Origin of the sequence: Nocardiopsis trehalosi NBRC 14201 (genome assembly GCF_001552555.1) — a bacterium.
Classification (GTDB): domain Bacteria; phylum Actinomycetota; class Actinomycetes; order Streptosporangiales; family Streptosporangiaceae; genus Nocardiopsis_B; species Nocardiopsis_B trehalosi.
The window spans coordinates 1-20,045 of the sequence record NZ_BCRK01000116.1 but is presented as its reverse complement, the minus strand read 5'-3'; the positions used below and the strand labels follow the sequence as shown (position 1 = coordinate 20,045).

At 73.6% G+C, this 20,045-nt stretch carries 17 protein-coding genes; 9 read left to right on the top strand and 8 right to left on the bottom strand.

What is annotated here, in order from left to right:
• Positions 1-231: 231 nt before the first annotated feature.
• Positions 232-1,557: a L,D-transpeptidase gene (locus tag NT8_RS18940; RefSeq protein WP_067971284.1), complete on the top strand. Its 1,326-nt coding sequence runs from the start codon at positions 232-234 to the stop codon at positions 1,555-1,557.
• A 487-nt stretch (positions 1,558-2,044) separates the two neighbouring features.
• On the opposite strand, the gene qcrB is transcribed toward NT8_RS18940, so the two are convergent.
• From qcrB to ctaE, 4 genes are read right to left on the bottom strand one after another with little or no spacing between them, the layout of a single operon-like run.
• Positions 2,045-3,709, bottom strand: coding sequence for a cytochrome bc1 complex cytochrome b subunit (qcrB, locus tag NT8_RS18935; protein WP_067971280.1), 1,665 nt, complete (start codon positions 3,707-3,709; stop codon positions 2,045-2,047).
• Positions 3,710-3,712: 3 nt separating this feature from the next.
• On the bottom strand, positions 3,713-4,834 hold the full coding sequence (gene qcrA / locus NT8_RS18930; protein ID WP_067971278.1) for a cytochrome bc1 complex Rieske iron-sulfur subunit: 1,122 nt from the start codon (positions 4,832-4,834) through the stop codon (positions 3,713-3,715).
• Positions 4,827-5,738, bottom strand: a complete 912-nt coding sequence (qcrC, locus tag NT8_RS18925) for a cytochrome bc1 complex diheme cytochrome c subunit (protein ID WP_067971276.1) — start codon at positions 5,736-5,738, stop codon at positions 4,827-4,829. Before qcrC ends, qcrA begins: the two co-directional genes overlap by 8 nt.
• Before the next feature lie 17 nt (positions 5,739-5,755).
• Positions 5,756-6,382, bottom strand: coding sequence for an aa3-type cytochrome oxidase subunit III (ctaE, locus tag NT8_RS18920; protein WP_169805233.1), 627 nt, complete (start codon positions 6,380-6,382; stop codon positions 5,756-5,758).
• A gap of 300 nt (positions 6,383-6,682) precedes the next feature.
• On the opposite strand from ctaE, the gene NT8_RS18915 reads away from it, so the two are divergent.
• Together NT8_RS18915 and trpD are read left to right on the top strand one after the other, a co-directional pair.
• The gene (locus NT8_RS18915; protein WP_067971270.1) at positions 6,683-7,120 is read left to right on the top strand and encodes a DNA-binding transcriptional response regulator; all 438 of its coding nucleotides are present in this window, start codon (positions 6,683-6,685) and stop codon (positions 7,118-7,120) included.
• 257 nt (positions 7,121-7,377) lie between these two features.
• A complete protein-coding gene (trpD, locus tag NT8_RS18910; protein WP_067971268.1) occupies positions 7,378-8,430 on the top strand; it encodes an anthranilate phosphoribosyltransferase in 1,053 nt (350 codons plus the stop codon).
• A 100-nt stretch (positions 8,431-8,530) separates the two neighbouring features.
• Here the strand turns inward: trpD and NT8_RS18905 are convergent, their stop codons facing one another.
• The 3 genes from NT8_RS18905 to NT8_RS18895 all read right to left on the bottom strand — a co-directional run bounded on the left by NT8_RS18905 (position 8,531) and on the right by NT8_RS18895 (position 11,403).
• On the bottom strand, positions 8,531-8,809 hold the full coding sequence (locus NT8_RS18905; protein WP_067971266.1) for an Lrp/AsnC family transcriptional regulator: 279 nt from the start codon (positions 8,807-8,809) through the stop codon (positions 8,531-8,533).
• Positions 8,810-8,856: 47 nt separating this feature from the next.
• Complete coding sequence (locus NT8_RS18900; protein WP_067971265.1) at positions 8,857-9,618, bottom strand: rhomboid family intramembrane serine protease; 762 nt, start codon at positions 9,616-9,618, stop codon at positions 8,857-8,859.
• A gap of 63 nt (positions 9,619-9,681) precedes the next feature.
• Complete coding sequence (locus tag NT8_RS18895; protein WP_067971264.1) at positions 9,682-11,403, bottom strand: DEDD exonuclease domain-containing protein; 1,722 nt, start codon at positions 11,401-11,403, stop codon at positions 9,682-9,684.
• Positions 11,404-11,627: 224 nt separating this feature from the next.
• Here NT8_RS18895 and NT8_RS18890 point away from each other — a divergent pair, with 224 nt between their 5' ends.
• The 5 genes from NT8_RS18890 (at position 11,628) to NT8_RS18870 (ending at position 17,396) form a co-directional block, all read left to right on the top strand.
• Positions 11,628-11,906, top strand: coding sequence for a hypothetical protein (locus NT8_RS18890; protein ID WP_067971262.1), 279 nt, complete (start codon positions 11,628-11,630; stop codon positions 11,904-11,906).
• Positions 11,903-13,261, top strand: coding sequence for an NYN domain-containing protein (locus NT8_RS18885; RefSeq protein WP_067971261.1), 1,359 nt, complete (start codon positions 11,903-11,905; stop codon positions 13,259-13,261). Before NT8_RS18890 ends, NT8_RS18885 begins: the two co-directional genes overlap by 4 nt.
• A 395-nt stretch (positions 13,262-13,656) precedes the next feature.
• Positions 13,657-14,652, top strand: a complete 996-nt coding sequence (locus NT8_RS18880) for a C40 family peptidase (RefSeq protein ID WP_067971259.1) — start codon at positions 13,657-13,659, stop codon at positions 14,650-14,652.
• A 480-nt stretch (positions 14,653-15,132) separates the two neighbouring features.
• Complete coding sequence (locus NT8_RS18875; protein WP_067971257.1) at positions 15,133-16,146, top strand: C40 family peptidase; 1,014 nt, start codon at positions 15,133-15,135, stop codon at positions 16,144-16,146.
• 98 nt (positions 16,147-16,244) lie between these two features.
• The gene (locus NT8_RS18870; RefSeq protein WP_067971255.1) at positions 16,245-17,396 is read left to right on the top strand and encodes a glycosyltransferase family 4 protein; all 1,152 of its coding nucleotides are present in this window, start codon (positions 16,245-16,247) and stop codon (positions 17,394-17,396) included.
• Between the two features lie 79 nt (positions 17,397-17,475).
• Here NT8_RS18870 and NT8_RS18865 read toward each other — a convergent pair whose 3' ends face one another.
• Positions 17,476-19,272, bottom strand: a complete 1,797-nt coding sequence (locus tag NT8_RS18865) for an AMP-dependent synthetase/ligase (protein WP_067971254.1) — start codon at positions 19,270-19,272, stop codon at positions 17,476-17,478.
• A gap of 270 nt (positions 19,273-19,542) precedes the next feature.
• Here NT8_RS18865 and NT8_RS30300 point away from each other — a divergent pair, with 270 nt between their 5' ends.
• Positions 19,543-20,016 (top strand): hypothetical protein, encoded by a 474-nt coding sequence (locus tag NT8_RS30300; RefSeq protein ID WP_067971253.1) that lies wholly within the window; start codon positions 19,543-19,545, stop codon positions 20,014-20,016.
• Positions 20,017-20,045 lie beyond the last annotated feature (29 nt).

Sequence of the window (20,045 nt, the reverse complement as noted above, 5' to 3'; positions counted from 1 at the left end):
CCCCGCCGCACACCGCGGCGGGGCGTCCCCGCTTCCCGGCCCCGGCCGGTCGCGGCCTCGTCGGAGGCCGCCGACCGGCCGGGGTATCCTTTTTCGGGCGACCGAATACCTCCTGTCGGTATGTCGGGCGGTACGGTCGTCTTTGTCAGGGGTCGACCGGTGGGGGAGTACACCGGCGCGGCGGGCGCCTCCCGAGGGGCCGCCGCGGAACGGGACGTGGAGGTCGCACGGGTGAGAGACAGCGCAGTACCCACCATCTACCGGCGCGCGGGGGCCGGAGCGGCGGGGCTCGCCCTCCTCCTGTCCGCGGCGTGCACCGGCGGGGGCGGAACGGCCGACCCCGCGGGCGCCGAAGGCGAGGGCGACGCCGTCCAGGTCGAGATCACCCCCGAGGACGGCGCCGCCGAGGTCCGCCCCAACCTCCCGGTCACGGTCACCGCCTCCGGCGGCACCCTCACCGACGTCCGGGTGGAGCAGGACGTCGCGCCCGCCGACGAGCAGAACACCCCCGAGGGCGAGGGGGAGGGCGCCGAGGCCGCGCCCGAGGACCTCTACGCGGTCGCCGGCACCCTCAACGACGACGAGACCGAGTGGGTCAGCGACGGCAACCTCGTGCCCGGCACCGACGTCACCGTCACCGCCACGGCCGTCAACGAGGCCGGCGAGGAGACCGAGGTCGTCAGCGAGTTCAGCACCCTCCCGGCCACCGAGGGGCAGCGCCTGGAACTCCAGTCGAACTTCCCCACCAGCGGCCAGACCGTGGGCGTGGGCATGCCGGTCATCGTCAACTTCGACCTGCCCGTCGAGAACAAGGCCCAGGTGGAGAACTCCATCGAGGTCGTCTCGGAGAAGCCCGCCCAGGGCGCGTGGAACTGGTTCGGCGACCAGATGGCCGTGTTCCGGCCCGAGGAGTTCTGGGAGCCGGACCAGAAGATCACCGTCGACCTGCGGCTGGCCGGGGTCGAGGCCGCAGAGGGCGTGTTCGGCATCGAGAACCACCGCCTGGAGTTCGAGGTCGGCCGCGAGCAGATCACCACGGTCGACGACGCCGCCCACACCATGACCGTCGAGCGCGACGGCGAGGTGGTCAAGGAGTTCCCGATCAGCAACGGGCGCGCCGACACCGAGCGCTACACCACCACCAGCGGTATCCACCTGACCATGGAGAAGTACGAGCACCTGGTCATGGACTCCTCGACGGTCGGCATCCCCGAGGGCAGCCCCGAGGCGTACAAGCTCGACGTCAACTACGCCGTCCGGTTCTCCAACAGCGGCGAGTTCACCCACGCGGCGCCGTGGAACGGGCAGCTCGGCGAGGCCAACGCCAGCCACGGGTGCACGAACATGAGCACCGAGGACGCCAAGTGGTTCTACGAGGAGTCCTACATGGGCGACCCGTTCATCGTGGAGGGCACCGACCGCGAGCTGGAGGTCGACAACGGGTGGGGCTTCTACCAGCGCTCCTGGGAGGAGTGGCTGGAGAACAGCGCCACCGGTGAGCCCGACGCGACCGACGACACCGGCACCCCCGGCTCCGTCCAGGGCGAGGCCGAGTAGCGCCCCGCCGCCCCGGTCCGCACGTGAGGGCCCCTTCCCGTCCGGGGAGGGGCCCTCAGGCGTCTCCGGACCGCCCCCTGCCCGGGCCCCTGCCCGGCCCGGGCAGGGGGCGGTCCGGACGCGGGCCGGACACCGCCCCTCGGAGCCCGTCTCTCGGAGCCCGCCCCGCAGGTCCCGCCGCCCGCCGGCCGCCCATCGCCGCTCAGGCGGCCGCCACCGGGCGGGCGGGGGAGGGGGCGGGGGATCCGGTCGTCCGGCCGCGAGGCGGCCGGAGGGCGGGCGCTGAGCAGCGCCCAGCGGCCGAAGCCGCGGGCACGGGGCACCGGCGGCGCCGGAGCCCGCGCGGCCGCCCTCGGTCCGACCCGCGGGCCGCCGCGGTGCGCCGGACGGGCGGCCCCGGACCGGCCGCGCGCGGCCCGGCCCGGAAACGGCGGCGGCCCGGCCCCCCGAGGGGGACCGGGCCGCCGATGGGCTCCGAGCGTGCGGCTCAGTGGGTGGCGGCGGGCTGTTCGGCCGCCGTCTCCTCGCTGTGCCCGCCGTGGTGCAGGTGGTGGCCGCTGTGCGGGCGCACCCCCTCGAAGGAGATGTTGTCCTTCGTGAACCAGTGGGCGAGCCGCGAGCGCAGGCCGCCGGAGAGGCTGCGCTTCTCGGGCGACTCCACCCCGTTGTCGTCGACGCCGTCGGCGTCGACGACGATCCGCTCCACGGGCTCCTTGCTCTGCAGCACGTGCACGGTGTCCGTCGAGGACTCCTTGTGGACCTCGATGAACTCACCGCTGGGCAGCTGCTGGATGGTGCCGCTCTCGTAGCCGTGCTCCAGGGTCTCCCGGTCCCGCCGCTGCAGGCCCAGGCAGATCCGCTTCGTCACCATGAACGCGATGAACGGTCCGATGATGACCGCGAACCGGAAGAACCAGCTCAGCGCGTACAGGCTGATGGAGAAGGTCTCCGAGATGATGTCGTTGGCACCGGCCACCCACAGCAGGCCGTAGATCGTGATGCCCGCCGCGCCCAGCCCGGTCCGGACCGGGGCGTTGCGCGGACGGTCGGCCATGTTGTGGTGGCGCTTGTCCTTGGTGATCCACGCCTCCAGGAACGGCCAGGCCGCGAGCCCGCCGAACAGCAGGCCGGGGATGACCAGACCCGGCACGAGCACGCCGGTCGGGATGGCGTAGCCCGCGATGTTGATGTCGAACCAGTTCGGGAAGAGCCGCAGCGACCCCTCCATGAAGCCCATGTACCAGTCGGGCTGGAGCCCGGAGGTGATGGACGTCGGGGTGAACGGCCCGAACAGGTGCACCGGGTTGATCTGCACGAAGGCGCTGAGCCCCACCGTGACGGCGAAGACGAAGAAGAAGAACCCGCCCGCCTTCACCGCGAAGCCCGGGAACATCGGCGTGCCGACGACCTTCTTGTTCGACCGCCCGGTCCCCGGGTACTGGGTGTGCTTCTGGTGCCACAGGATCATGAAGTGCGCCGCGATGAGCGCCAGCAGGATCCCGGGGATCAGCAGGATGTGGATCATGTAGAGCCGCGGGATGATGTCGTGCCCGGGGAACTCGCCCCCGAACAGGAACATCGACACGTACGTCCCGATGACCGGCAGCGACAGCATCACGCCCTGGAGGATGCGCACGCCCATGCCCGAGGGCAGGTCGTCGGGCAGGGAGTAGCCGAAGAGGCCCTCCAGCATCGCCAGCGTGAAGATGGCGACGCCGATCAGCCAGTTGATCTCGCGCGGCTTGCGGAACGCCCCGGTGAAGAACACCCGGAGCATGTGCACGACCAGCGACGACACGAAGATCAGCGCGGCCCAGTGGTGGATCTGCCGGACCAGGAAGCCGCCGCGGACGTCGAAGTCGATGTACAGCGTCGACGCGTACGCCTCACTCATCGTGACGCCGTTCAACCGCTCGTAGGAGCCGTCGTAGACGATCTCGGCCATGCTCGGCTTGAACCACAGGGTGAGGAACACGCCGGTCAGCAGCAGGATGATGAACGAGTACAGCGCGATCTCACCCAGCATGAACGACCAGTGGTTGGGGAAGACCTTGCGGAGGTTCTTCTCACCGGTCTTGGCCAGGTGGAACCGGTCGTCGATCCAGTTGCCGGCGCCTCGGAGCGCCTTCGGCGCCTGGGTTGACCTGCTCATCTGCTAGGCACCCCTCTCCGCGTCCCAGAAGGTCGGACCGACGGCGCTGGAGAAGTCACCGTCGGCGACGAGATAGCCCTCGGCGTCGACCGAGATGGGGAGCTGCGGAAGCGGCCGGTGCGCCGGGCCGAAGACGACCTTCGCGCCGTCGGCGGCGTCGAACGTCGACTGGTGGCACGGGCACAGGATGCGGTGCGTGCCCTGCTCGTACAGCGCAGCGGGGCAGCCCACGTGCGTGCAGATCTTGGAGTACGCGATGATCCCGTTGTACGTCCAGCCGAGCTGCTCCTCGGTCATGGTGGGCTTGAAGGCGCCGTCCGGCATCTTGATCAGCAGGATGACGGCCTTGGCCTGGTCGTTGAGGCTGAGCCCGTGCGGGTGCTCCTCGGTGGGCTCCACGTAGGGGAGCGCGGAGATCATCGCGCCGGGCTGGTTCTCCAGGTCCTCGGCGCGAATCCAGGTGCTGGGGCCCTCGCGGTGGGAGCCCTCGACCACCATCCGCATGCCCCGCCGCCACGTGGTGCTGTGCAGGACGTCGCCCGGGAGCGGGCCCATGTCGCGCAGCAGCACGATCGGCGCGAGCCCCAGCGGAGCCATGGCCAGCAGCAGCGTGCGGCGCAGCAGCGGGCGCTTGGTGAAGCCGCTCTCGTCGGCGCTCCGCATGAAGAAGTCGCCGAAGGAGCCCTTCTCCTCGGGGGAGGAGGGCAGCTCGTCGTAGGGGGAGCCGACCTCGTAGTGCGGCATCACCTGCCGGGTCCACACGGTCATGCCCGCGCCGATGGCGAACAGGGCCAGGGCCAGCGAGCCGCCGAGCGCCATGTTGGAGTACTGGCCGATGCGCGGGTCGGCGATCTCCGCGGAGTTCCACCAGAAGTACGCCACGAAGAACAGCACGCCGGCCACGAACGCCACGACGAACCACAGCGAGGCGAGGCGCTCGCCCCGCCGCTGCATCTCCTCCGGGCGGCCGTGGGTCTCGGCGGCCGGGTAGGCGCCCTCGTGCTCCTCGTGCGGGTCCGCCGGCGCGGCGACCAGGCGGTCACCGCCGGCCGACGAGGGGGTGCCGATGACGCGGCCGGAACCGTCGATGCCCTCGTTGTCGTTGTTGGGGTTGGTATCAGTCATGGGCTCGCTGCTTCGCGGTGATCCAGATCGCGCACGCCACGATCAGGCTGAGACCGACCGTCCACCCGATGAAGCCCTCGGCGACCTGGCCGATGCGGTTCAGGTCGAAGATGCCGCCGGCGTTGGGTTCGGCCTGGAGGTCCTTCACGTACGCGATGAGGTCCTGCTTCTCCTCGGGCGTGATGGTCATGTCGTTGAAGACGGGCATCTGGCCGGGGCCGGTGACCATGGCCTCGTAGAGCTGGCGCGGGCTGGCCTCGTGCAGCTCGGGGGCCCACTTGCCGTCGGTCAGGGCGCCGCCCTCGCCGGACCAGCTGTGGCAGTGCGCGCAGTTGGTCAGGTAGAGCTTCATCCCGGCCTCGACGTCCTCGGCGCCGTCGAGGTAGGCCTCGTAGGAGGCCTCGTACTCGGCGTGGGCGGCCTCGTAGGCCTCCTCGTCCTCGAAGTCGGCCCGCTCGGGAGCGGTGCCCGGGACCTCTTCGGGGATGGCGGGGCCGGAGCCGATCTCCGCCTCGTAGTACGTGATGAGCGCGTCGATCTCGTCCTGCGTGAACGCCGGCGGCTTGCGGGGCATCTGCGCGTCGGGGTTCATCGACGGCATACGGCCGGTGCTCACCTGGAAGTCGATCGCCGCGGCGCCGGCGTCGGTGATGTCGGGGGCGTTCTGGCTCCCCGTCCCGGCGTCGCCGTGGCAGCTCGCACAGCTCTGGGTGAAGATGTCCCGGCCCAGCGCGTAGTCGGTCTGTTCGTCGTCGGCCGTTGCCTCAGCGGCCAGCGTCTGCGCCTCGGCCCGGTCGGCGCCGGGCGCCAGATAGGCGTAGCCCACGCCGAACAACGTGAGCGCGAGTATGACGACGACATACCCCGCCAGGGGATGCCGTCGCCGCGCGGTGATCCATTTCACGGTTTCCCCGTTTCGGGTTACTGAATGAAGTAGATGGTTGCGAACAAAGCGATCCAGACCACGTCAACGAAGTGCCAGTAGTAAGACACGACGATGGCGCTGGTGGCCTGCTGGTGGGTGAAGCGCTTCGCGGCGTACGTGCGTCCCAGCATGATCAGGAACGCGATCAGACCACCGATGACGTGGAGACCGTGGAAACCCGTGGTGAGGTAGAACATCGAGCCGTAGGCGTTGGACTGGAGTGTCAGTCCCTCCACGGTGATGAGCTCGTAGTACTCGTACGCCTGGCCCAGTACGAAGACCAGGCCCATGGCGAACGAGATGAAGAACCACATACGGAGCTTCCGGACGTCACCGCGCTCGGCGGCCCAAACGCCTGCCTGCGCGGTGAAGCTGGAGGCCACCAGGATGACGGTGATGCCCAGGGCCCACTCGACGTTGAGGTGAGCGGCTGGCCACTCGCCCAGGTCGGGGTTGCCCTTGGTCACCGATCGGATGGTGAAGTACATCGCGAACAGCGCTGCGAAGAACATGAGCTCGTTGGCCAACCACACGATGGTGCCAACGCTCACCAGGTCAGGTCGCTTAGCCGCACCGTGTACGGGTGTCGGTCCTGTTTCTCGGTTCGCGGTTGCTGTCGCCACGCTTGCATTATTGCGGCATCCGGCAGGGGTTGGTGCACGACCCCCCGATAGGGCCCCGATCGGCGGCGACAACGGTATCCGGCCGTGATCGCCCCGCGTCCGGCGGGGTCCGGCCGGCCGCGCCCGGGCGCCGCCGCGGGCGTCCGCGCCCCGCTCCGCGGGCGGGGGAGGGGCGCCGCGGGGCATCCTGCCGTGCCGGCGCCGCCGCGCGGGCAATAGGCTCGGGTGTGAGGTGGCGCACTCCGGCGCGCCCCGCCGAGCTACGCAAAGGGACGGTGACGGTCGAGCATGTCGAGCAGGATGGACAGCGGCTCCGCGGACGCGGAGCGCGCCCCGAAGATGCGGATCCTCGTCTACAGCGACAACGCGCGCACCCGCGAGCAGGTCCGGCTGGCCATCGGGCGGCGGCCCGCCGCCGATGTGCCCAAGGTCGAGTTCGTCGAGTGCGCCACCGCGCCCGGCGTGATCAAGCGCCTGGAGAACGAGCGGATCGACGTGGCGATCCTCGACGGCGAGACCGCCCCCGCCGGCGGCATGGGCGTCTGCCGGCAGATCAAGGACGAGATCTACCGGTGCCCGCCGGTGCTGCTGCTGATCGGCCGCCGCGACGACGGCTGGCTGGCCACGTGGTCGCGCGCCGACCGGGTCGTCAGCCACCCGATCGACCCGGTCGCGCTGGCGGAGTCGCTGGCCGAGCTGATGCGCGAGCGGGCCGCCGCCACCGCCGCCCTCGGGTAGTCTCCCGCTGAGTTCCCCGCGCCGCCCCGGGCGGCGGCCGCACCGGCCGCCGCCCGGGGCCGCGCACGCCCACCCGGCGCGCCGACGGCCCGCCGGGTCCGCGCGAAGGAGACCAGATGGCGCAGCACGCGGCCGCCCACGGCGGCCGGTCCTCCCGGTTCCGCAACGGTGCGGCCCACCACGGGGCCGACATCGCGCGATGGCGGCCCTGACCACCACCGCCGACCACCGCCCCGAACCTCCGGAGGACCGCTCCCGTGAGCACCCCTGAACGCACCTGGTCCGAACTCATCACCGCCCTGCTGGAGGGCCGCTCCCTCACCGCCGACGAGACCGGCTGGGCCATGAACGAGATCATGGCCGGCTCGGCCAGCGACGTGCAGATCGCCGGCTTCGCCGTCGCGCTGCGCGCCAAGGGCGCCGACGTCGACGAGGTCACCGGCCTGGTGGCGGGGATGATGGACAACGCCGTCCAGATCACCGTGCCCGGCCGCACCGTCGACGTCGTCGGCACCGGCGGCGACCGCGCGCACACCGTCAACGTCTCCACGATGGCCGCGATCGTGGCCGCCGCCGTCGGCGTCAAGGTGGTCAAGCACGGCAACCGGTCGGCGTCCTCGTCGTGCGGCACGGCCGACGTGCTGGAGCGCCTGGGCGTGGTCATCGACCTGCGCCCCGAGGACGTCGCACGGGTGGCCGAGGAGGCCGGCATCACCTTCTGCTTCGCGCCGCTGTTCCACCCCGCGCTGCGGCACACCGCGCGCACCCGGCGCGAGCTGGCCGTGCCCACGGTCTTCAACTTCCTCGGCCCGATGACCAACCCGGCCCGGCCGTCGGCCGGCGCCATCGGGGTGTTCGACCCCGGCATGTGCGAGGTCATCGCGGGCGTGTTCGCCCGCCGGGGCACCTCGGCGCTGGTGTTCCGCGGCGACGACGGCCTGGACGAGCTGACCACCACCACGACCTCGCAGGTGTGGCGGGCGGTGGACGGCGAGGTCCGCCACTCGGTGCTCGACCCGGCCGACATCGGTATCCCGCGCGCCGAGCCCGGCGCGCTGCGCGGCGGCGACGTCGAGTACAACGCCCGCGTGGTGCGCGAAGTGGTGGCCGGGGCCGCCGGCCCGGTGCGCGACGCGGTCCTGCTGAACGCGGCCGCGGCGGTGGTGGCGGCCGAGGACGCCCCCGGGCCGCTGCCCGAGGCGCTGCGCGCCGCCTACGAGCGCGCCGCGGCGGCGGTCGACGGCGGCGCGGCGGCCGGGGTGCTCGACGCCTGGGTGGAGATCAGCCAGGCGCACGCCAAGCGCCGCTGAGCCGGCGGCGGCGCCCGGGTCGGACCCGGGCGCCGCGGTCTCGGGGGTGCTTCCCGGACGCCTCCGGATCAGCGGGCCCGGACGGGCCCGGGAGCACGGCCTAGTCCATGCCCAGGGAGAACGCGGCCTCCAGGTCGTGCTGGGAGAGCGCGCTGAACGCGATGTGGGTGTCCGACGACCGCACCCCCGCGACCCGGTTGATCCGGCCCGGGATGACGTCGGCCAGCTCGTCGTGGCGGCGCACCCGCACCATGGCGATCAGGTCGACCCCGCCGGTGACCGAGTAGACCTCGCTCACCCCCTCGATCTCGGCGATGGCCTCGGCGACCTCGGGGATGCGGTCGACGTCGGCCTTGATCATGACGATCGCGGTGATCACGGGTGTGCCCTCCTGAGGCTGCGGTCGGCCGGCGCCGGGGGCCGGCGTCAGTGGACGTCGGACAGCCGCGTGCCGGCGCGCCAGCGGATGCGGTAGACGAGCACCCCGCCGACGACCCCGGCGATGAACCCGTAGACGTGCGCGGCGTAGGCGACGCCGGTGTCGGCGCCGCCGGGGAACAGCGAGGCGCTGATGTACAGAAAATACTGGAGTACGAAGTAGGTGCCCACGAGCGCCCACCCGGGGAGCCGCACCGGCAGCACGAAGAACACCAGGGTGATGACCCGGCTGCGGAACTGCACGGCCAGGTAGGCGCCGAGCACGCCGGAGATCGCCCCCGAGGCGCCCACGAGCGGGGCCGTGGGGTCGCCGGCGGTGAGGGCGAACGCGTAGGTGGCGGCGACGCCCGCGGCGGTGTAGAGCACCAGGTAGCGGGCGCGGCCCAGGCGGTCCTCGACCACCGGGCCGAACACGAACAGGTACACCATGTTGCTCAGCAGGTGGAACCCGTCGCCGTGCAGGAACATCGAGGTGACCGCCGACAGCCACGGGATCTTGGTGAACTCGGCGCCGCCGCACACCGGCGCGTCGAGCTGGTGGCCGCTGAGGAGCTCGGCGGGCACCGCGGCCCAGCGCATCAGGTACGCCTCGGCGAAGCACTCGCGCGCCAGCAGGTCGGAGCCGTACCACGCGGCCAGCGCCGACATGGGCGACATCAGGTAGACGGCGACGTTGGCGGCGATGAGCAGGTAGGTGACCACGGGGACGCGGCGGACCGGGTAGTCGTCGCTGAGCGGCATACCCGCCATATCACGCCATCCGTCCGTGTCCGGGTGCGGGGGCGCCGCCGGGTCGGCGGGCCGCGCGCCGGATCACCGCGGGAACGCCCCGGCCGCGCGGTCCCAGTCTGTCAGCTCCCGGTACTTTTCCGCACCATTGACGGGACATGTCCACGGCGCGCCGACCTCGATCAGCCGCACACCGGGGGAGTCGAGCCAGCGGAGCACGCACTCGGTCTCCTGGGCGGCCGCGCGCGGCGCGGGCCCCGCGCCGGGCTCGACGGTCTCGGCGGTGGCCACCAGCGCGGCGACGAAGGCCGCCGGGTCGGAGGCGGGGGTCATGACGCCGCTGTTGGCGAGCCGGCCGTGCCGGACGACGTGCACCTCCCAGTCGGCGCCGGCGCGCCGCGCTGCGACGAGCCGGCCGGTCGCGGCGAGCGCGGTGAGGCGCTGGGCGCGGGCCGCCCCCGTGAGGAACGCGGCGAGCCGGTCGCGGTGCGTCGCGGCCTCCTCGAACCGCAGCTGCGCGGACAGCTCGGTGATGTGCCCGGTGACGGCGGCCACCACGGCGGTGGCGTCGCCGGTCATGGCGTCCCGGGCGGCCGCGGCGTGGCGGCCGTAGTCGTCGGGGGACTCGCGGCCCTCGCAGGGCGCACCGCACCGGCCGAGTTCGAACAGCACGCACGCCGACACCGGGCGGCCCGGGCCGAACCGGTGTGTGCACTGGCGCAGCGGGAAGGCGTGGTGCAGCGCGTCGCGGGCCAGTTCGGCGTCGCGGGCGGAGCGGAACGGGCCCACGTAGGGGGCGCCGTCGTCGCGGACGGCGCGCACGACCGACAGCCGGGGGAACGCCTCGGCGGTCAGCTTGAGCCAGGACACCCGCTCGGGGTTGCGGGAGCGCCGGTTGTAGGGCGGCTTGCGCCCGGCGATCATCCGCAGCTCGCGGACCTCGGCCTCCAGCTCGGTGGCGCACACGATCGGGGTGACGCCCTCGACCAGGGCGATCATCTCGCGGATGCGGCCCCGCGTCTCGGCGGCGGTGAAGTAGGACCGCACCCGGCGGCGCAGGCTGCGGCTCTTGCCGACGTAGAGGGTGTCGCCCTTGGCGTCGGTGAAGACGTAGACGCCCGGCGCGTCGGGGACCCCCTCGGCCAGGTGCCGCTTGCCCCGCTGTGCGGAGGTGGGCGCGGACCGGAACGACCGCAGCTCCTCGACGGTGTCGACGCCGAACGCGCCCAGGCGCTCGAACAGCCCGTGCAGCACGCCGACGGTGGCGCGCGCGTCGTCCAGGGCCCGGTGGGTGGGCCGGTCGGGGACGCCGAAGAACACGGCGAGGGTGTGCAGCTTGTGGTTGGGGACCTCGTCGCGGGTGACCAGGCGGCGCGCCAGCGGCACCGTGTCGACCACCGGGGCGCCGACCGGCCAGGCGTGGCCGTGCTCGGCGCACGCGGCGCGCAGGAAGCCCACGTCGAATGGGGCGTTGTGCGCGACCAGCACGGTGCCGGTGTCCAGCCCCGCGAACTCCAGGAACGCCGGGAGCACCGCCTCGATCGGCGGCGCCGGCGCCACCATGGCGTGCGTGATGCCGGTGAGCAGGGTGATCGACGGCGGGATGGGCACCCCGGGGTTGACCAGGGTGGCGAACTCGCCGACCACCTCGCCGCCGCGCACCTTGACGGCGCCGATCTCGGTGATGCCCGCGCCCGCCGCCCGCGCCCCCGTGGTCTCCAGGTCGACCACGACGAAGGTGGCCTGCGACAACGGGGTCCCGAGGTCGTCCAGCGTGCCCTGGACCGCGATCTGCTGCTCTGCCACCCCGCCAGGGTAGACGCGGGTGCCGACGGACCGGACCGGAGCCCCCGCGAGCGCGCGACCAGGGCCGATACCCGGCCGCCCGGCCCGCCCGCGGTGCGCCGTGGCAGGATGTCTGCGGCCCGGCCGGGCGTCCCGGTCCGGCGGCGGCGGGGCCGCCGCCGTGTTCCCGGGAATGTTCGGCGTGCTCAGGACTAGGGTCGGAACCAACGAAGGAGGACACGACGGTGAACATTTCGGTGCCATCCGATACCCAGCGGTGGCGGTGCGCGCAGTGCGGGAACCTGACCCGCTTCGACGTCACGCGCAGCGTGCGGTCGCGGGACTACCTGCACTTCGAGCTGTCGGGGGCGCACCGGGTGGAGGAGAGCGAGGTCCTCGGCGAGACCGTCGAGCAGGTCCGCTGCCGCTGGTGCAACGCCGTCGACGCGGTGGAGACCATCGACCGGCCGGCGGCGGAGCACGGCTCCGGCACCGAGGCCGAAAGCGGCGCGGAGCGGACATGACCTCCGAACCCGGCCCGGCGTCCTCCGCCGAGGGCGCCTCCGGTGACGACGCGGCGCTGCGCCGCCCGCTGCCCGAGGCGGTGCGGGAGCGGGTCATCGAGTACGGCTCGGACGTGCTGGGCGGCCTGCGCCCGGCCGACCTGCCCCCCGTGCTGCGCCGGGTCGCCCGGTTCGAACCGCGCCGCCGGGCGCGGCTCGCCGGCCCGCAGATCGCCGCCCAGCTGGAGAGCGACCCCGGTTTCCGGGCGCGGGTGGCCGACCGGGTCGGCGAGGTGTGGCCGGAACTCGCCGAGGGCCTGCGCCGGGGGGTGGTGCCCCCGGCGGCGGACCCCGTCGCCGTGGGCGCGGCCGCCTACCTGCTCCGCCCCGAGGGCTGGCGCGAGGTCGTCGAGGGCGTCCACGGCGAACTGGAGCGCCGGGCCGAGGTCCGCGAGGTGGACGCCGCCGCGGACACCATCGCGGACCTGCGGCGCCGGCTGGAGGAGCTGCGGGTCGGGCAGCGCGCGGAGCTGACCCGGCTGCGCGCGCAGCTCCGCGAGCAGCGCACCACCATCGCCGACCTGCGCCGCAAGATCCACGGGGAGCGCCAGCGCGCCCGGGAGGCCGTCGAGCGGGCCGAGCAGGCGATCGCGGAGGCGGCGGGCCGTTCCGCCACGACGACCACCCAGGTCAGTGCCGTGGAGGCGGAGAACCGCCGGTTGCGCAACCGCCTCGCCGCCGCCGAGGCCCAGGTCGAGAACGCGCGCCGGGCGGCGCGCACCGGCCGCAGCGTCGACGACGCCCGCCTGCGCGTGCTGCTCGACGTGCTGCTCGACGCCTCGCACGGGCTGCGCCGCGAACTCGCCCTGCCCACCTCCATCGCCGCCCCGGCCGACCTGGTGGCCGACGACCACCGGACCGGCGCGCGCGACGTTCCCGGCCTCGGCCTGCCCAACGACGACCCCGCCCTGGTCGACCGGCTGCTCACCCTGCCCCGCGTGCACGTGCTGGTCGACGGCTACAACGTCACCAAGACCGGCTACGGCACGCTGCCGCTGGCCGACCAGCGGACCCGCCTGCTCGCGTCGCTGGAGGGCCTGGCCAGCCGGACCAAGGCCGAGATCACCTGCGTCTTCGACGGCGCCGACGTCGACACCCCCGTGGCGGCCCCGGCCACCCGGCGGGTGCGGCTGCTGTTCAGCGACCCCGGCGAGACCGCCGACGCGCTGATCGTGCGGCTGGTCCGGCTGGAACCGCGCGGCCGCCCCCTGGGGGTCGTCACCTCCGACAAGGAGATCGTCGCGGCGGTGCGCCGCGAGGGCGCGCGCACGGTCCCGTCGGCGCTGCTGCTGCGCCGCCTGGAGGCCCCCGGTTAGTCCGCGGGACCGTCCGGTGTGCGGGTGTGACGTATTCGTGACGCGCCGCCCGCGCCCGCTGTCGGCAGCGCCGATGCGCGGGTGATCTCCGTGCCGGACGGTACGGAACGGGCGTCGTGGTTGAGGTGGGGGACCCGGTCCGCTAGGTTCTACCCGGAGCTTGATCGGCTTCCCGTTATGACGCCGGACCCCTGCCCGGCGGCACGCGCGCCCCGCGGCGCCGGCGGGAGGTCCCCGGACATCGAGGGGCGGTGCGGTCGTGCTGCCGCGTCACGTGTGGGTGGCGCACCGGATCGTGGTCCCCGCTCACCGGGCCGGTGCCCCTTCCGCCGTCGGCGCCGAACCCCGTCCCCATCCCCCGTTAGTGCACTGACCCAAGAGGAGCGTGGACCGCCATGGCGAACAAGGGTGGTCGGCGCACGGCCCGCCGGATCGCGACCGGTATCGGGGTCGTGGCCGCCGGTGGCCTGATCGTGCCGTCCGGAGTCGCCTACGCCGACCCGGAGCCGACTCAGGAGGAGGTCGAGGACAAGCTCGATCAACTCAACGAGGAAGCCGGCCAGATCGTCGACGACTACAACGCGGCGAAGGAGGACTACGACGCCGCGAAGGAGAAGGCGGACGACCTCGAGGCCGAGGTCGGCGACGAGCAGGAGCGCTACGACGAGCTGCGCGACGAGGTCGCCGAGTTCGCCAGCGCCGCCTACCAGGGCAACGACCTGGACGCCACGACGACGGTCCTGACCACGGAGGACCCCGAGGACCTCCTCGGCCAGTCCGCCGACATGACCTACCTCTCGGAGAGCCAGAAGGCCAAGCTCGACGAGTTCAGCGACTCCTCCGAGCGCCTCTTCCAGCTCAAGGACGAGGCCGACGCGGCCCTTGAGGACGCCGAGGAGAAGAAGGACGAGGCCGAGGAGAAGAAGGACGACGTCGAGGCGAAGATCGAGGAGCAGGAGGCCCTGCTCGCCGAGTTCCCCTCCGCCGACCCCGCCACCGAGGGCACCGACACCGGCGGCTCCTACACCGGATCGGCGTCCGGCGACGCGCGCACCGCGCTCGACTTCGCCTACTCCCAGCTGGGCAAGCCCTACGTCTACGGCGCGGCCGGCCCGGACAGCTACGACTGCTCCGGCCTGATCATGCGCGCCTGGGGCGCCGCGGGCGTCAGCCTGCCGCGCACCACCTACGGCCAGGCCGAGGCGGGCCCGCAGATCGACCGCGGCAGCCTGCAGCCCGGCGACATCCTGTTCTTCTCCGGTCTGGGCCACGCCGGCCTGTACGTCGGCAACAACCAGATGATCCACGCGCCGCGCACCGGCAAGAACGTCGAGGTCGTCTCCCTCTCGGGCTACTGGGACGGCCAGTTCATGTACGGCGTCCGCCCGTAGCGGCACCCGCCCCGCGGCCCCGCGCCGCCGAGCGGAATGTCACACGGCACCTCCGCGACACCCGCCGCCGCCCGGCCTCCGGAGCCCCGGAGCGCCGGGCGGCGTCGTCGTACCGGGGCCCCGTACCATGCGCGACGGGTCGGGCACCCGCCGAACGGGGCGGAAAATGGTAACGAATCGGTTGAGTCGGGCGCCGGGGATGCACTAGTGTTCGTCGCCGAGCGCGGTCGTCGTTCTCGCCACCACCAGGGTGGCAGCGACCGGCTCCCGCTGAACTCCGCCGCGTGCCGACCCCCACCCCCGGCGCCGCGGAGACCGGGGAACCCCCCGGGCGCCGCCCCCGAGCGCGCCCGCCGCGGGCCGTTCCTGGGGAGACCCCCACCGCCACGCCCCGATCCCGGCCTGGCCGGGGCCCCGTGCCCCGCTCCCACGCCCGCGCGCACCCCGGTCCGGCGGACAGCAGAAAGGTGCGCCACCACCGTGGACCAACGCCCTGAACGTGGCTCCTACCGTCGGCATCTCGCCACCGTCGGCTTCGTCGCCGCCGGCGCGCTGCTCATGTCGTCCGGCGTCGCGGCGGCCGACCCCACGGCCGACGAGGTCCGCGAGGAGATCGAGCAGCTGGAGCAGGACCACGCCGAGCTGGCCGAGTCCTACAACCAGGCCAAGGAGGACCACGACGCCGCCCAGGAGAAGCTGGAGGACCTGGAGGCCGACCGGCAGGACACCGAGGACGCCCTGGAGGGCATGCGCGACGACATCGCGCGCCTCGCCAGCGCCGCCTACACCGGGACCGACTACGGCTCCCCCGCCTACCTGATCGGCTCGGCCGGCCCCGAGGACGCCCTGGAGCAGGCCGCCGACCTCGGCTACCTGTCGCAGAGCCAGGAGGCCACCCTCGGCAACTACCTGGAGCAGCAGGACAAGCTCGACGACCTCACCGCGCAGGCCGAGGAGACCGAGCAGGACGCCGCCGACAAGCTGGAGGAGGCCGAGGAGGCCAAGGCCGACGCCGAGGACAAGCTGGAGGAGCAGGAGTCCATCCTCGCCGACCTCACCGCCGACGAGCAGGCCGACGCCACCTCCGGCATCTCGCCCGCCGGCAACTCCTCCGGCGGCTCCTACACCGGCGACGCCTCGGGCGACGCCCGGGTCGCCCTGGACTTCATCTACGCCCAGATCGGCGACTCCTACAGCATGGGCGCCAACGGCCCCGACACCTGGGACTGCTCCAGCCTGGTGCAGGCCGCCTGGCGCGAGGCGGGGGTGAACCTGCCCCGCACCACCTACGACCAGGTCAACGCCGGCTCGCCGGTGTCCTGGGACGCCATGCAGCCCGGCGACCTGATCTTCTTCTACGGCGGCCCCGACCACGTCGGCATGTACGTGGGCAACGGGCGGATGGTGCACGCCTCCACGTCGTCCAAGCCGGTCATGGAGGTCGAGCTGAACGACTACTACCGGAGCAACTTCCACTCCGCGGTCCGGCCCTAGCGGCGGCACGCGCGGGGGCCGCCGGACCGGCCGGCCCCCGCGCGCCGTCCGCGCGCCGGACGGGCGGCGCCCCGCGCGGCGTCCCTAGACTCGGTGCCGTGCCCCGAACCCTCATCGTCACCAACGACTTCCCGCCCCGCCCCGGGGGCATCCAGGCGTTCGTCCACGAACTCGCCCTGCGCCGCCCCGCCGAATCCGTGGTCGTCTACTGCTCCACGCCCACCGCGCGCGGCGCCGCCGCCTGGGGCGACCCGGCGGCCTTCGACCTGCGGCAGCCGTTCCCGGTGGTACGCGAGTCGACCCCGGTGCTGCTGCCCACCCCCGCCGCCACCCGGCGGGCCGCCCGCATCCTGCGCATCGCGCGCTGCGACTCCGTCCTGTTCGGCGCCGCCGCCCCCCTGGGGCTGATGGCGCCCGCGCTGCGCGCCGCCGGGGCGCGCCGGATCGTCGGCCTCACCCACGGCCACGAGGCCGGGTGGGCGGCGCTCCCGGGCGCGCGGGCCGCGCTGCGCAGCGTCGGCGAGCACACCGACCACCTCACCTACCTGGGCGACTACACCCGCCGCCGGCTCGCCCGCGCGCTGTCCCCGGCCGCCGCCGCGCGCCTGCGCCCGCTCGCCCCCGGCGTCGACACCGGGCGGTTCCGGCCGGGCGCCGGGGGCGCGGCCGTCCGGGAGCGCCACGGGCTGACCGGTCGGCCGGTGGTGGTGTGCGTGTCGCGCCTGGTGGCGCGCAAGGGGCAGGACACCCTGCTGCGCGCCTGGCCGCGGGTCCTCGCCGACGTCCCCGACGCGGCGCTGCTGCTCGTGGGCGGCGGCCCCGACCGGCGGCGGCTGGCGGCGCTGGCCCGCGACCGCGGGGTCGCCCACGCGGTCCGCTTCGCCGGCGACGTCCCCGCGGCGGAGCTGCCCGCCCACTACGACGCGGGCGACGTGTTCGCCATGCCGTGCCGCACCCGCAACGGGGGGCTGGACGTCGAAGGACTCGGCATCGTCTACCTGGAGGCGTCGGCGTCGGGGCTACCGGTGGTCGCGGGCGACTCCGGCGGCGCGCCCGACGCGGTGCGCGACGGCGACACCGGGCTCGTGGTCGACGGCCGCCGCCCCGGCCCCACCGCGCGCGCCCTCGTCCGGCTGCTGCGCGACCCGGACGCCGCGGCGGCCATGGGCGCGCGCGGCCGCGCCTGGGTGGAGGAGGCGTGGAGCTGGGAGGCGGCGGCGGGGCGCCTCGACGCGCTGCTGGCCGGCTGACCCCGCCCCGCCGGCGGGCGGCACGGCACCGCCCGGCGGCCGGGGCGGCCGCCGGGCGGTGCGGGGGAGCGGCGGGGCGTCAGCCCGTGTAGAGCGCGTCGATCTGCGCCGCGTACTGCTTGGCGACCACATGCCGCTTGATCTTCAGGGAGGCGGTCATCTGGCCGCCCTCCTCGGAGAAGTCCTCGGGCAGGATGGTGAACTTGCGCACCGACTCCGCCCGCGAGACCGCCTTGTTGGCGTCGTCCACGGCCTCCTGTACCGCCGCCCGCAGGTCGGGGTCGTCCACCAGGTCGGCGATGGTCCCGGTGCGGTTGTGCTGCGCCCGCCAGAACTCGAACGCGTCGGGGTCGATGGTGATGAGCGCGGAGATGAAGTTGCGGTTGTCGCCGACCACCATGCACTGGCTGACGATGGCGTGCCCGCGGATGCGGTCCTCCAGCACGGCCGGGGCGACGTTCTTGCCGCCCGCGGTCACGATGATCTCCTTCTTGCGGCCGGTGATGCTCAGGTGGCCGTCCTCGTCCAGGGCGCCCAGGTCACCGGTGCGGTACCAGCCCTCGCCGTCGAACGCCTCCTTGGTGGCGGCCTCGTTGCCCCAGTAGCCGCGCATCACGTGGTCGCCCTTGACCAGGACCTCCCCGTCCTCGTCGATGCGCAGGGTGACTCCGGGGAAGGGGCCGCCGACCGTGCCGATCTTGTTGCGGTCGGGGGAGTTCACGGCGGTGGGCGCGGAGGTCTCGGTCAGCCCGTAGCCCTCGATGATGGTCAGCCCGACCCCGCGGAAGAAGTGGCCCAGGCGCGTGCCCAGCGCCGAGCCGCCCGACACCGCGTACCGGGCGCGGCCGCCGACGGCCGCCAGGATCTTGCCGTAGACGAGCTTGGCGAACAGGCCGTGCTTGAGCCGCAGCGCCAGCGGCACGCGGCCCGAGTCGAGTGCCCGGCTGTAGGCGATGGCGGTGTCGGCGGCGGCGGCGAAGATCTTCCCCCGCCCCTCGGAGACCGCCTTCTGCTCGGCCTTGTTGTACACCTTCTCGAACACGCGCGGCACGGCCAGCAGGAACGTCGGCCGGTACACGCCCAGGGTGTCGATCAGCTCGGGGCCGGTCGTGGGGAAGTGGCCGAGGACCGTCCGCGACTCGATGCAGCCGATCTGGATGATCCGCGCGAAGGAGTGCGCCAGCGGCAGGAACAGCAGGGTGGAGCGGCCCTCCAGGGTGAAGACCTCCTCCAGCGGGCCGCGGATGATGTTGAGGATGGTGAACAGCAGGTTGCGGTGGGTCAGCTCGCAGCCCTTGGGCCGCCCGGTGGTGCCGGAGGTGTAGATGAGGGTGGCGAGTTCGTCCACGCCGCCCGCTGTCCGCCGCCGCTCCAGCACGTCGTCGCCCACCTGCGCGCCGCCGGCCGTGAAGGCGGCCAGCGCGTTCCCCTCGATCTGCCACACGTGGGCGAGGCCGGGCAGGTCGGAGCGGACCGCCTCGACCCGCTCCGCGTGCTCGGCCGTCTCCACGAAGACCGCCCGGCTGCCGGAGTCGCCCAGGATCCACGCCGCCTGCTCCTCGGAGGAGGTCTCGTAGATCGGCACGGTGACGGCGCCCACCGCCCAGACGGCGTAGTCGATGGCGGTCCACTCGTAGCGGGTCCGCGACATCAGCCCGACGCGGTCGCCGTGCTCGATGCCGGCGGCGATGAGCGCCTTGGCCAGCGCGGCGACGTCGTCCCGGAACTCCCGGCAGGACACGTCGCGCCACTGGCCGGACTCCTGGCGCCGGAGGGCGACCGCGGTGGGCTCCTCGGCGGCGCGGGCGAAGACGGTGTCGGGCAGGCGGGCCTCGGCGGAGACCTCGACCTTCACGGGACGGCTGAATTCGCGCACGTGTTGCTCCCGGGCAGACGGCTTGGGCAGGGGACGCAACGACGGTAACAAGATTCACTACCTGTCGGTAGAACCTGTTCTCGTTCGGTATCCGATGGTGACCCTGACCGGGCCGGAACCGGGAGGCCACGGGCGGTCCCCGCGCCGCCCGCGCCCGCCGCGCCCCTGAGCCGCCTCGGGGTTGTCCCCGGTTTCCGCCGCGCGGGGCGCCGCGGGTCCGCCGCTGCGGCTAACGTGGCGGCAGAGCCGACGAACAGGGGCAGCACCACCATGGCAGAGCCGAACCGCGACTCCACCGGGTCGCAGGAGATCATCGACGACGCGCTCCGGCTGGTCGACGCGCTGCAGCGCAAACTCATCATCGCGGGTGTGCGGCGCGGGGTCTCCAGCGCCGTCTCCGCCCCGCCGCGCAAGGGCGACGTGTGGGAGGAGGCCATCCGCCGCGAGCAGCCCGAGCCCGAGCGCCCGCCGCTGGAGCAGTTCTTCGGCATCGTCCGCACCAAGGGCCCCGAGGTCGCCGGCCACCTCGGCCGCGCCGGCCTGGCGCTGTTCGGCGCCATCGGCGAGACCGCGGGCGTGGTCGAGCGCGCCCTCCAGCGCACCGGCGAGCGCGCCCGCGACCGTGCCGACGGCTCCCAGGGACCCGGCGGCCCCGCCTCCGGCGGCCCCGCCTCCGGCGGCACCCCGGACGGCGCCCCCGCCCCGGACGGCGGCGCCCCCCGCGGCATCTCCGCCGGCGGCTGACCCGCCCGCCCCGGCGGCGCGGCGCCCCG